Source organism: Cerasicoccus frondis (assembly GCA_031296915.1).
GTDB lineage: Bacteria > Verrucomicrobiota > Verrucomicrobiia > Opitutales > Cerasicoccaceae > Cerasicoccus > Cerasicoccus frondis.
Genome location: JAVDPC010000016.1, coordinates 43,655 through 56,564 on the forward strand (window position 1 = coordinate 43,655; position 12,910 = coordinate 56,564).

Below are 12,910 nucleotides of genomic sequence, written 5' to 3' on the forward strand. Positions count from 1 at the left end.
CGCAGTTCAACAGAGTGTGCCGCCTGATGACTAGCTTAAATACTCATTTTGCGAGCAACTAATTTCGTGAAAAAAGGGACAAAGGGTCTTGCCATTATTCTTTGAAAGGAGGCATTTTAGGAATTACGGTACAACCGCCGTGTGCGTTCCGCCGTCGGAGTCGCCAACTTACATGAGCAAATTCGATCTAAATAACCCGTTCGAAGCCCGCGATTTACGTGAGCTAATGTGGAAGAGCAAAGGGATCTTTAATAACTATCTCTTCTGGCGCATTATGAGTGTGGTCTCGGTGGTTCCGTTTCCACTAATCACTCAGCAAGTCATTGACAAAGGTCTCGGCGGTGAAGATCTCAAGCTGTGCCTGCAGCTTGCCAGCGTGTCGCTCAGCCTGCTCTGCCTGCACATCTTTTCGATGATCAAGGCGGTGCGCCAGTTGGCGGCCAACTCCCAGGCGCTGACCAATTCCATGCGCGGCCGCATCTTCGCCAAGCTGCAGTGGATGCACTTTGGGTTCCTGGACAGCACGCAAACTGGACGCCTGCTCTCCAAGTACGCCTTTGACACACAGAACGTGGAAATGGCGATGGTGCCCATGGTGTCCACGGTCATTCCCGAGCTGTTTCGCTCCGCCCTGCTCATCTGCGCGCTTGGCTTCCTGAACCCTTGGCTGCTGCTGTTCATCTCCATTGCATTGCCACCGGTATTTGTCATCCGCTGGATATTCATGCGTCGCCTCGAACAGTCCAACGAGCACGTTCGACGCGCCCGCGAAAAGCTCACGGGCCACGCCAACGAATTTATTTCGGCCATACGCCTGGTCCGCGGGTTTGGTCAGGAAAAGCCAGTCGAGGAAAACATGGGCTCGATTAGCGGCAACTATTCTGAGCACCGCCGCATACAAATGGAGCTCAATCAGACGTTTGGCTGGGTCGTCTTTTCGATGTTCGCATGCATCGAGATCCTGGCCGTCGCCTGCGGCTCGATCCTCGTGCTCCACGACCAACTGACCCTCGGCGCCCTCGTGGCGATGGTCGGCTCGCTGCCCGTCATCCTCGCCCCGGCGCAAATATTGGCGCAGTTTAACCTGCAGTACATGCAGGGGCAGGAAGCTTACCGATCAATCAAAGAGCTGGTGGACTCCGGCTACGTCGAGCAGTGGAAAGGCCAAGCCAAACCCGAACCGCTCAATGCGAAGATCGACATCCGCAACGTTTCGTTCCGCTACGACCGGTCGGAAAAATACGCCATTCAAGGGATGAACCTGTGCATCAAGCCAGGCCAGCACGTCGCCTTCGTTGGCGCCAGCGGCTCCGGCAAGAGCACCATGGTCAACCTGATCCTCGGCCTGTATCCGCCGACGGAGGGCGAGATCAGCATCGACGGCGTGCCTCAAGGCGAGTTGGCGATCCGCTGGTTCCGGCGCCACTGCGCCATCGTGATGCAGGACAATCTGCTCATTTCCGGCTCCATCGCCGACAATCTGCGCTTCGCCAAGCCCAACGCCACGCACGAAGAAGTGATCCACGCAGCCAAGGTCGCCAATGCCTGGGATTTCATTCAGGACATGCCCCATGGTCTGGAAACCAAAGTCGGCGAACGCGGCGTCGCCCTCTCCGGCGGACAGCGTCAACGCATCGCCATTGCGCGCGCCGTGTTGCGTGACCCGGTATTGCTCATCCTCGACGAGGCCACCAGCGCGCTGGACAACGAAAGCGAGCACATTGTGCAGGAGGCGCTGGAGCGCGTCGCCCGCAACCGAACGACGATTACCATCGCCCACCGCCTGAGCACCGTGCGCAAAGCCGACCGCATCGTCGTGCTCAAGCACGGACGCGTCATCGAAATGGGCGCCTACAGCGAACTGGCGGAAAAGCCCGGCGGCGCCTTTGCCGACCTGCTTTCCTTGCAAAGCGCTAACCACTGACGCCAAAGAAGTGGCCGACCAAACCGGTCACCATCATCGCCAAGGCGCCCCAAAACGTAACGCGCACTGACGCACGGATGACGGGCGCGCCACCGGCCTTGGCCGCAATACCGCCCAGGACCGCCAAGCTGATCAGCGACACGATTGACACGAGCCAGACCAAAACACTGCCCTCAGCGAAGAAGGCCGTGGCCAGCGGCGCCAGCGCGCCGACCGCAAAAGCGCCCGCTGAAGAAAACGCCGCCTGCAAAGGGCGCGCCGTGGCAATCTCTGTAATGCCCAGCTCATCACGCGCATGCGCTCCCAGAGCATCCTTGGCCATGAGTTGGCGGGCAACCTTCATGGCCAGATCTTTGTCTAAACCGCGCTCTTCATAGATCTCGGCCAGCTCGGTCATTTCGTCCGCCGGGTGGATCGCCAGCTCCTGGCGCTCAAGCTCAAGATCGGCCTCCTCCGTATCGGCTTGGGAATAAACTGAAACGTACTCACCCGCAGCCATCGACATTGCCCCGGCGACCATTGCAGCGAGTCCGGCGATGAGGACTGCGTCGCGAGGACTGTTCGCTGAAGCCACGCCAACAACGATGCTCGCCGTTGACACGATACCATCATTTGCGCCGAGGACCGCGGCCCTCAGCCAACCAATACGTTCCGAGCGATGCATTTCCGGCGGCGGCATTACCCGATCTGAAATACGGAGGCCCGGAGCTGCAAGCAAAGTTTACCATGCCATGGGGTATTATCATTGAACCCACGCAAATGCCACTCAACAGTGCCCCTTATGAAGCAGCTACCTTTACTTTTGTTCTGCCTCTTCGCATGGGTGGGGCTCCCGGCGCAAACCACCAATGAGACGACTGATACGGAAACGACGAAGCTCATCGTCGCCACCAAAGATGCGCCCCCGTTCTCCTTCAAAGACGAACAAGGCAAGTGGGCCGGCATCACCATCGAAATGTGGGAGGCCGTGGCGGATAAATTGGGCTACGAATACACCTATGCCGAAAACAGCCTGGAAGGCATGTTGCACTCCATCGAAAAAGGAGAGGCCGACATCGCCGCCGCCGCGATTTCTGTCACGGCTGACCGCGCGAAGGTCATGAACTTTACCCACACGTACTACGGCTCCACTCTAGGCATCGCCACTTCGTATAAGCAGCAGGGTATCTGGTCGCAGTTATTTAGCCGTGTGTTTACGTGGACCTTCCTGCAAGCCGTGCTAACGCTGACCATTGTCCTGCTGATTGCTGGCGCACTGGTTTGGGTGTTTGAACGGAATCACAATAAAGACCATTTTGGCGGCAAGCCACTGCATGGCCTCGGCGCCGCTTTCTGGTGGTCCGCCGTCACCATGACTACGGTTGGCTACGGCGATAAAGCGCCGACCACCGCCGGCGGTCGCATCATCGGTCTCATTTGGATGTTCACTTCGATCATCATTATTTCCGGAATGACTGGCGCCATCGCCACCGCCTTAACCGTTGGCTCGCTGACTCCCCGCGTCAAAGGCCCTCAAGACTTGCATCGGGTGCACGTGGGCACGATTCAGGGCTCCGTGGCGGACAGCTATTTGGAGTCGGTCGGCATTCACCCCACTTATTACAACTCAGTGCAGGAAGGCCTCCAGGCGGTGTCCGACCACTCACTCGACGCCTTTGTCAACGACCACGCAATCATCGGCTACTGGGCAGGCAAAGACTTCGCTGGTGATATCGATGTGCTCCGCGACACCTTCGAGCCCAGCTATCTCGCCTTGGCCATGCCACTCGATAGCGAGCATCAGCGCGCCATCGACATCGCCATGTTGGAATACATCCAGACCCCGGCCTGGGACGCCCTTTTGCAAAAATACCGCGCAGCGCAGTAACTACTGCATCAGGCTCTCCAACGCATCGACCGGATTCTCCGCAGCGAGGGCTGTGCGCAGTTGCTTTGCATCGCAAAGTAAGCGGTACGTAACCGAGCGTGATGAGCCGCGACGCTCCACGCCGATACGCACCTCACGCGCCATCGCTGCAGCGCCGATGCCCCACGCACGCCATTCGCCAAAAGACTCCGCCAGACTGGACCCCGAGAGAAACGCTACCGTTGGCACACCCGCCGCCGACAACTCCAGCGCCCCCCGGGCCTGTTCGATATTGGTAATTTCGGCAAAGACCGCCACTGCGGCGTCCAGCGCAAAGACTGTCTTTAACGCATCGCCCAAAGATGGCTGCGCCTCATCCTCGCCGTAAACTATTTCGGTGAGAAATCCTTCGCGACGCAGTGTTTCCCGGCGCGAGAGCAATACGCCGGTTCGCTGCTCCGGACATAGGCGACGCGCGATCGAGAGCAGGTGAAAAGCGCCTGGCAAATCCCGTGGACTCGACAGCAAATAAAGCCCGCCTGGCTGCTCCAAAGCAGACTCCAACAAAGGGCGCTGCGCATCCGTTAATTTCCAGATGCGCTCAAAGTCGGGATGATCCTGCTCGAAGCGGATAACGTGCACATGCTCGCTATCAACCGCCACGGCATGCGCCGCATGGAAACGCGTCTGCTCGTCATCTGCTGCGTAGGTAAAGGCGGAGCGCGCAGCTGGCATGCTCGCGTCGAGTTGGGCTGTGGCGCATAGACTGGCGGCTATCTCTCGCGCCAATTTTAGCTCCAGGGTCGCCAGGAGATTTGTGCTTCCGTCGGTTCGGTAATTCAGCTCTGCGTTCCCAAGCTCCAGATCAATGCGTAAAGTAAGGCTATCCCATTGGTCCTTGGCCATACGCCGGAAGAAGTCGTTCACCAACGAACTGACTTCGACGACGGCGTCATCTGTGTGACTCACCGAATGGAGGCCGACGCATACTTTGTCCCGCAAAGCTTCTAACGCGCCGACGTAGGTCGTATGGTTACGTGCAAGTTCATCGAAGAGGCCATCTATCTGCTCGGCGCTGATGAGCACCTCGTCACGCTTCACCTGGGGCGTTATTTTGCCATCGGTGATAAACCGGTAGAGCGCCGCAATGCTGATCCCCAATCGCTGGGCTGCTTCAGCGGTGGTGAAGGCTTGCGGATCATCTAAATTGGCTTGCGACATCGTCTACTCCTCCACCTTCAGTTTAACGCCCTTGGCCGGCAGCTTCACCTGCATGCCCGCCTCTTCAAATGCGCTGCGCAAGTCTTCCACGAGCTGCGTAAAAACCTGCACCGCATTCGCGCGGCATTTCGCCTTGAGCACGGCGCGCACCCCATCCGGCGTGACCTCCGCCACGTCGAGCTCCGGCGCAGGATTCTTTAAAATGTGTTCGTTCGAGAGCAACACCTGCGAGGCCAGATCACGCACGTAAGCCAGCTCCAATGCAGGATTGATCGTCAGGTCGAAGCGGATCGTGCGCTCCTGGTTGCTGGAGTAGTTCTTGATCATGTTGCGCCACAACACGCCGTTGGGCACTACGATGCGCACGTTGTCCAAAGTATCGAGCACGGTGCTCGACATGTAAACATTCTGCACCACGCCGATCTGAAACGGCGGCCCAAACTCGATCAAGTCGCCCTTGTGAAATGGCCGCGCCGCCAGCATCGCCACACCGGCAAAATAGTTGTTAAGCTGCGCGCGCACGCCCAAGCCAATGATGACGCCCGTGATGCCAAAAGAGGCCAGCATGGAGTTCACCGGAAAGCCCAACGCCTTCAGCGCCGAGATCGTGAACATCACGAGCACGCTGATAAAAATAACGAGCCCCAAATATTCCGTTATGGCTTCATCCCATTTTTGCGCGGAGCCGAAACGCACGAACAAGGAACGCAGCAACTTCGCCACCAGATAACCGCAGATGAAAATAACGAGCGCCTCGATCGAGCCCGGTCCATACTTTTCAAATGCCTGCTTGGTCAGCGTCTCGTATTTGTTCGCCTCGTGCGCGACGCTTTCCTGACCCGTGACAACCTTTGCGGCGTCACTGGCGACATTATCTATCGCATCTGGTTTATCGGCAGTAGTCGCTGGCTTGGCGGCAGTCGATTTGCTCGCGCTGCTGCTAGCAGCATTCGCAGCGGAATCCGTGGCGCTGGAAGTTGCCGATGGGGTATCCCCCTGCTTGGCTACGTCACTGGCCGGAGCACTTGAGTCACCTGCGGCAGGGGATGCTGCGTCTGAGGTGGGGGTGGCTGAATCGCTACTTGGCGTCGCATCAACATCGCTCGTTGCCTTGACCGAATCCGCAGCGGGCTCTTGCTCATCACCGCTGCTGGCTTTATCACGAACCGCCTTTAACACCAGTGAATTGTTGGACTCACTGCCGCCGCTCGTGTCTTTACCAGCCGCAAAGATTGGGCCACTGAAAGTCACACAAAATATTAGCCAGCCAAGTAGTATGATGCGACGATACGTCATCGATCACCACTGAATCAGGATCGCCCGCGCCGTCAAGCCGCTTACACAGTTAGCACTTCGCGACGTCCACTGCGCAGCGCTTCCAAAATGCGGTCTTCCTTCAACCCGATGTGATTCCACATAAGCTGGCGCGCCTGCGCCACGTTGCGGTCGGCAATCGCCTCGACGATCGCCAAGTGCTCGGCCGACACTTCCGCCGGACTCGTGCAAACCCCCAGATCGATTCCGTAATAAATCGGCTGCTGGTCTTTATCGAGCGCGGAAAGAATCGCCTCCTCGAGCAGGAGATTGTCAATGCTCGCCGCGACCGATGCGTGAAAGGCGCGATTGGCCTCACAATAAATACGGTGGCCGTCGGGATCGTCCAACTCAGCAGGCACAGTTGCCGCGCGACGCATATCATCGACATCCTGGGCCGAAGCGCGCTCGGCGGCCAGAGCCGCAGCCTGGCTCTCCAACACGCGACGCAACTCGCAAATGTTGCGGAAGGACTCCTCGGTCAATGGCGCCACGCTGAACCCGCAATTCGTTTTCAACATCACCAAACGCTCACCCGACAAGCGATTGAGCGCTTCGCGCAATGAAGTCCGCGACACCTCCAGCTCCTCGCAAAGCGTTTTCTCGATTAAACGCGCGCCCGGCGGCAACTCACAATGGAGAATGCGGCGCTTGAGCTCGGCGTAGAGCTGATCGGACAATGCTGCGGGCTTGAAGGACATAAAAGTTCGTATGTTCGAAAGTCAGTAAGTTCGAAAGTTGGCTTGAACGTAGCTTCGGAAAATGCCGACCAAACTCTACGCACATACGAACTTTTGAACCTTACGAACGCATTTCCTCTTGAAAAGAGGGAATAGTCAATATTGTAAGATTGTCTGACGATCCGACAATCTTCCGAACAAGCTAAATCATGTCTTTTTTGAGCGAAAATCCGCGCGAATCCGCCCGCCACTACATCCCCGCCGGGGACGCCGACACCAGCGCCATGCTGGACAAGCTCGGCCTCAGCACGCTCCGCGACCTCTACAACCACATTCCCGAGGCCGCCTTCCATGCCGGTGAGCTCAAGCTGCCCGAAGAGCTCGGCTACACCGAGACGATGGACAAAATGCAGGCCTTTGCCGACAAGAACAACGTCCGCACGAATTTCATTGGCGACGGCTTGCCAGACTACTCGGTCGACCCGATTGCGCCCTACGTTTGCACGATTCGCAACCTCGCCACGGCCTACACCCCCTACCAGCCCGAGCGCTCGCAGGGCACGCTCATTACGCACTGGATCTACCAATGCGCCATGACGCAGCTGACCGGCTTTGAGGCGATCAACTCCTCCCTTTACGACCGCGCCACCGCGCTCTTCGAAGCCATTTGCTGCTCGATCCGCCTCGGCAAAAAGGCCGACACCGCCCTCGTCGCGGGCAACCTTTACCCCGGCGACCTCGAAGTCCTCGAAACCCTGATTGCCGAGACCGACATCAAGGTGGAATACATCCAGCCGGACGCCGCCACGGGCCGCCTCAACCCAGCCGCCGTTCAGGCCAAGGCGGAGTCGCTGGGCAAATCCCTGGCCGCCGTCGCCTTCCCGCAGGTCAACAACCTCGGCCTCCTGGAAGAAGTTGATGCGCTGACCGACGCCGTGCACGCCGCTGGTACGCTCGCCATTGCGGTCGTCGATCCCATTTTACTGGCCCAAGGCGGACTCAAGCCGCCGAGCCAATATGGCGAAACCGGCGCGGACATCCTCGTTGGCGAAGCGCAGCACCTAGCCATCGGGCCGAACTTCGGCGGGCCGGGCCTCGGCCTCTTTGGCGTGCGCCACAATGAAAAGGCGAAGAACAACGTCCGCGCGACGCCGGGCCGCTTCGTCGGCAAGGCCGTGGACAACGCTGGCCGCGAGTGCTGCGTGATGGTCATGTCCACCCGCGAGCAACACATCCGCAAGGACAAGGCCACGTCCAACATTTGCTCAAACCAGGCGTTTATTTCGACCATCGCCGGCGCGGCGATGATTGCGCGCGGTGACGCCGGTCTCGGCTCGATGATCGCCAAGGGCCGCGCGTTGGCCGAAAAGTTTGTCGCCTCCTGCGGCGTGCAGCTCGCCTACCCGACCGCCGCTTGCTTCAACGAAGTAACCATAGTCGTGGAAGACGCGAGCAAGTTCCTGGAAGCCGGTCGCGAACAAGGCCTCTGGGCCGGGGTGGACGTCAGCGAGCGCATCGAAGGCGACCGCCAGTTGGTCAAGATCGCCTTCACCGACCGCCAGACCGAGGACGACGTTGCCAAGCTCGCCGCCATCGTCGGCGGAACCGCGGGCGACGCCCTGCGCGCAGTTCCGGCTGAGTATTTGCGCGTTGAAGCGCCCGGCATCCCGGCGTTCTCACAGGAAGAATTGCAGGCTTACTACAACAAGCTCGGCGAGCTGAACGTCTCCCCGGACGACGCCTGCTACCCGCTCGGCTCCTGCACCATGAAATACAACCCCGCGCTCAACGAATGGGCCGCGGGCCTGCCCGGCTTCACCGACACGCACCCGCAAGCGCCGTTTGCCGACGTGCAGGGCTGCCTCGAGGTGCTCTACGATGTGCAGGAGTGGTTCAAGGCCATCACCGGCCTGCCCGCCGTCACCACGCAGCCGCTGGCTGGCGCGCAAGGTGAGCTCGTGGGCCTCAAGCTTTTCCAAGCCTACCACCGCCACAACGGCGAGGCGCACCGCGACGTGATCTTCATCCCCCGCAGCGCCCACGGCACGAATTTCGCCACCGCCTCGATGGCGGGCCTCGCCACGGGCAAGATCGACGGCAAGGTGCGCGGCATCGTCCTGCTCGAAGACGGCGAAGACGGCCGCATCGACATGGAAGTCTTTGAAAAGAAACTGGCCGAGTTTGGCGACCGCCTCTGCGGAGTGATGATCACCAACCCAAACACTTGCGGCCTCTTCGAAACCGACTTCAAGCTCATCGCCGACAAGGTCCACGCTGCGGGCGGCCTCGTTTACATGGATGGCGCGAACATGAACGCCATCGCCGGCTGGCTCGACCTCAATGCGCTCGGCGTTGACGCAGTCCACAACAACCTCCACAAGACCTGGACCATCCCGCACGGCGGTGGTGGCCCCGGCGACGCGATGGTTGCTGTGTCCGAGCGCCTGATCGACTTCCTGCCCGGCTACCAGATCGAAAAGCAGGGCGAAGAATTCGTCCCCGTGAAGCCCAAGCACAGCATTGGTTCATTCCACCGCCACTGGGGCAACTTCGCGCACAAGATCCGCGCCTACACTTACCTGCTCCGCCTCGGCAAAGACGGCGTGCGCCGCATGTCTGCCATGTCCGTGCTGGCCGCGCGTTACCTGCTCAGCCGCCTCGGCGAGCGCTACCCGACGCTGCCCGCCGGCGCCCCGGACGCGCCCCGCATGCACGAGTTTATCCTCACGCTCAGCGAAGACGATTTCAAGGCCATCGAAGCCGCCGGCGTGCCGCGCGCGTTGGCGATCACCCGCGTGGGCAAGCTCTTCCTCGACTTCGGGTTCCACGCGCCGACCGTTGCCTGGCCGGAGCAGTTTGGCCTGATGATCGAGCCGACCGAAAGCTACACCAAGGACGAGCTCGACCGCTTTGCCGACGCCGTGATCCGCATCAAGGACGTCATCGAGCAATTCCCGGACGCGCTCAACGCCGCCCCGCGCTTTACACCCGTGGACCGCGTGGACGAAGTGTCGGCCAACCGCCAGCTCACGCTCTCCGCGCCGCTGACCGGCCTGCCCGAAATCCACGAAAACCGCCTCTCCCCGCGCGCCATCGCCGAGATGCCAGTGGACGAGATTTTCGAGCGCGTCACCGGCTGCTGCGCTACAGTGTAGATCACTCATAAACCATAGCTTTCCTAAAAGTCTCACCTACACGGTGGGACTTTTTTCTAGAGCACTTTTCATCTAGATTGGCCGATCAGGCCGCAGTGATTTTTCGTGTCCAGCAAGGCGGCTTGAGCGTCGCAGGCTTCCGCCTGTGAGCGAAAAGCCAACAACGCTGGCGCGGAAAAGCACTCGGTTTTGGGCTTGGGGACAGATTGGAAGTTCGCGGCGTTGGCATTTCAATCACGGGCTTCCAGCCCGCTCAATCAAAGCCGCCTTGCGCTGCATCCAATCTCTACCCCACCTGACTAGGCCAATCTAGATGAAAAGTGCTCTAATCCACCCTGAATGGACAACACCTTCTCCCAGGCCAAAAATAAGCCTCCGGGGAATTGTCCACCGGAGGCTTTAGAAATTGGAGCGAGCGAAGAGGTTCGAACTCTCGACATCCACCTTGGCAAGGTGGTGCTCTACCAACTGAGCTACGCTCGCATTTGAGAAAGTGCAAGATAGTGGAGCATTAGGCGCCTTTGTCAAGCTCTACCAACATTCTTTTTCGAACATTTTCTGGAAGCGGCACAAACCCCTCATGTTCAAGGCGTTCCGCCATATCTTCGCCCAAAAGAGCACGGATTAATGGCTTAAGTTCCGTTTGTTTTTCCCGGGGGAACACAATGTAATACGAAAGTCGCAACGGATACTCTCCGTAGTGCACATTTTCCGGAGTCGGGCCGAAGGCAAACTCATCATCTCCGGATACCGCCAGAGGGCGCACTTTCTCCTTCAGCAATACTTGATTGGAGATTCCAATCGCCCCACTGTCGCTGGCGATCATCTCCATCAACTGTAAATTACTGTTAACGCGATTAACATTGGGCTTCAACGAACCGCTATCGAGCACCTCGTATTTGAAAAGCTCCAGCACAACCGTCCCGTCATTGTAAAGGGCAAGAGGAAGAATGGAGCGCTGCGCCATCGGTCCCTGCAAATTCAGTTCGCCCCAGCGGTCAAACTTCTGGACCGATGAGTTGCCAAAGATGCCCCCCAACTGCTCCACGGAAATTTCGGTAAGCGGGTTGAGTTTTTCGACGACGATGTAGGCCACCTCATAAGCAACGGGCAGCACCTTGAAATTGCCACTTGGCAGATGGGAGTCGTTAGGCGCCGCCAATATTGCCAAATCCGCCTTCCCCGCCTTCAGGTCTTCCTTTCCCGGAACACTGCCAATGAACTCCATCTGGATGTTCACATCATTGTGTTCCGCGTAGCCCTCCACCACTGGCTTGACCGCAGGGGCCAAGAGGTCCGAACCCACGACCGTCCATTGTCCGAAGGAATACAGGGGAGCTAAGAGCGAAAGCAATGGGATAAAGTGTCGCATAATCTGTAGTTTGACCAGCAGTCAAAGGAGATGAGGCCTGCCATTCAACGTCTAATTCAAACAGCTGGACCATATCCGAGTGGAAATGTTCCCCAAGCAAGCGGTTGAAGCCCTCCATGGAGCAACCAAAAGCTTCAGTTTGGCTAAAATAGCCGACTCGCTTGAGCTTCAGTGACTTTTGCACCACCTTGTGACACCCAAATTTAACACGTCCAATCTCCATGCGACACACTGCTCCGCTCTCAAATGCAGCCATAGCCGCCGTAGTCAGCCTACTGCTGTGCGCCTGTGGAGAAGGCAAATCTCCCTCCGCCGAAAACGCCCAAGCTGACATCAATAAAGACGCCGCCAAGACCACGCTCGTCATTGCGCCAGCATACGATGATGAAGTCTACAGCAGCATGTCCCGTTTTGAGCGCACGATCACCCTCCAACTCGGCGCCAAAGCCGCTCACAAACTACAAAGCGCCATGACGTCAATGGAGCGACAAACGGATCGCAGCGATCTGACTGCAGACGGCATCGAAACGCTGAAAACAGTGCTGACCAATGGCGATGTCACCCAGTCACTGGACTTCATTGAGCAACTGGCTCTACAGACGAATACCGTCGGATTAAATCAGGTGGACCTCCGCGATATCGTCTCAATCAGCACAGCCTCCATTCTCGCCGACACCTTTGGCTCCAAGCGCCCTAAGCCCATCCACCAAGCCATCGAGGAATTCAGCAGCACCGATCCACTCGGCGGCGCCCGCAAGCTCGTGGAAGCGCTTAACGGCAGCACTGTCATGACTAAGCAACAAGAGGGCGTAGTGAATGAGCTGCTTGACGGACTTGAGCCGATGCTGGGCGAAGCCGGACGCCTGCTCGACATGGAGCGCCGACAACGAGACTCCAGCAGCAAGCTGTATCAACCATAGGCGCCCCCCCGCCCCCAAAAAAAAGCGACCCCGACTGGGATCGCTTTTCGAAAATTGGTTCGGCGCTGATTTAGTGCTTTTTCTTGGCCAACTTTTGGATGACCGCGAAACGCACCACACGTTCCAGCTCTTCGATTTGCGCTGGGTCGACATTCTCGTCAATTGCCTTCTGCAGGGCTGCTTCAGCGCGCTTTTGCGCCTCCTCAACTAAGCCAACGTCGATCTTTTCGATATCGATCGCAGCTTCGGTCAGAATGGAGATCGTGTCATTTTGCACGCGGGCGAATCCTTGGTCGATGGCCAAGTGCTCAGTCTTGCTGCCTTTGGCCGTCACTTCGCCGCCTTCAACAATCGTCAGCAGCGGCTGGTGGCCAGGCAGAATATCAATTTCTCCCTGCTTGGTGGGTAGCACCACTTCCTCAACCGTCTGGCTGTAGACGATTTTTTCAGGGGTGACGATTTCAAGTTTGAGAGCCAT

10 protein-coding genes and 1 tRNA gene are annotated in these 12,910 nt (G+C 58.4%); 4 read left to right on the forward strand and 7 right to left on the reverse strand.

Features of this window, described 5'->3' with window-relative positions; genetic code table 11:
* Nucleotides 1-172: 172 nt before the first annotated feature.
* A complete protein-coding gene (locus RBB63_RS12865) occupies nucleotides 173-1,924 on the forward strand; it encodes an ABC transporter ATP-binding protein (protein WP_309384850.1) in 1,752 nt (583 codons plus the stop codon).
* On the opposite strand, the gene RBB63_RS12870 is transcribed toward RBB63_RS12865, so the two are convergent.
* Nucleotides 1,914-2,603, reverse strand: a complete 690-nt coding sequence (locus RBB63_RS12870) for a VIT1/CCC1 transporter family protein (RefSeq protein ID WP_309384852.1) — start codon at nucleotides 2,601-2,603, stop codon at nucleotides 1,914-1,916. The genes RBB63_RS12865 and RBB63_RS12870 overlap by 11 nt on opposite strands.
* 102 nt (nucleotides 2,604-2,705) lie before the next feature.
* On the opposite strand from RBB63_RS12870, the gene RBB63_RS12875 reads away from it, so the two are divergent.
* Nucleotides 2,706-3,791 carry a transporter substrate-binding domain-containing protein gene (locus RBB63_RS12875; protein ID WP_309384854.1) on the forward strand — a complete coding sequence of 362 codons (1,086 nt, stop codon included), beginning with the start codon at nucleotides 2,706-2,708 and terminating at the stop codon, nucleotides 3,789-3,791.
* On the opposite strand, the gene RBB63_RS12880 is transcribed toward RBB63_RS12875, so the two are convergent.
* The 3 genes from RBB63_RS12880 to RBB63_RS12890 are packed head-to-tail and all read right to left on the reverse strand — an operon-like array spanning nucleotide 3,792 to nucleotide 7,006.
* Nucleotides 3,792-4,991, reverse strand: a complete 1,200-nt coding sequence (locus RBB63_RS12880; RefSeq protein WP_309384856.1) for a helix-turn-helix domain-containing protein — start codon at nucleotides 4,989-4,991, stop codon at nucleotides 3,792-3,794. It lies immediately after the preceding gene.
* 3 nt (nucleotides 4,992-4,994) lie between these two features.
* Nucleotides 4,995-6,287 (reverse strand): mechanosensitive ion channel domain-containing protein, encoded by a 1,293-nt coding sequence (locus tag RBB63_RS12885; protein WP_309384858.1) that lies wholly within the window; start codon nucleotides 6,285-6,287, stop codon nucleotides 4,995-4,997.
* A 41-nt stretch (nucleotides 6,288-6,328) separates the two neighbouring features.
* Entirely contained in the window at nucleotides 6,329-7,006 is a 678-nt protein-coding gene (locus tag RBB63_RS12890; RefSeq protein ID WP_309384860.1) for a GntR family transcriptional regulator, read from the reverse strand.
* Between the two features lie 188 nt (nucleotides 7,007-7,194).
* Here RBB63_RS12890 and gcvPB point away from each other — a divergent pair, with 188 nt between their 5' ends.
* A complete protein-coding gene (gene gcvPB / locus RBB63_RS12895) occupies nucleotides 7,195-10,140 on the forward strand; it encodes an aminomethyl-transferring glycine dehydrogenase subunit GcvPB (protein WP_309384862.1) in 2,946 nt (981 codons plus the stop codon).
* Between the two features lie 407 nt (nucleotides 10,141-10,547).
* On the opposite strand, the gene RBB63_RS12900 is transcribed toward gcvPB, so the two are convergent.
* Nucleotides 10,548-10,623: transfer RNA gene (locus tag RBB63_RS12900), tRNA-Gly, on the reverse strand.
* Nucleotides 10,624-10,651: 28 nt separating this feature from the next.
* Nucleotides 10,652-11,512 (reverse strand): PstS family phosphate ABC transporter substrate-binding protein, encoded by an 861-nt coding sequence (locus RBB63_RS12905; RefSeq protein WP_309384864.1) that lies wholly within the window; start codon nucleotides 11,510-11,512, stop codon nucleotides 10,652-10,654.
* 221 nt (nucleotides 11,513-11,733) lie between these two features.
* Between RBB63_RS12905 and RBB63_RS12910 the strand changes: the two genes are divergently transcribed.
* Nucleotides 11,734-12,432 (forward strand): hypothetical protein, encoded by a 699-nt coding sequence (locus RBB63_RS12910; RefSeq protein WP_309384866.1) that lies wholly within the window; start codon nucleotides 11,734-11,736, stop codon nucleotides 12,430-12,432.
* A gap of 70 nt (nucleotides 12,433-12,502) precedes the next feature.
* Here RBB63_RS12910 and atpC read toward each other — a convergent pair whose 3' ends face one another.
* Nucleotides 12,503-12,910 (reverse strand): ATP synthase F1 subunit epsilon, encoded by a 408-nt coding sequence (atpC, locus tag RBB63_RS12915; protein ID WP_309384868.1) that lies wholly within the window; start codon nucleotides 12,908-12,910, stop codon nucleotides 12,503-12,505.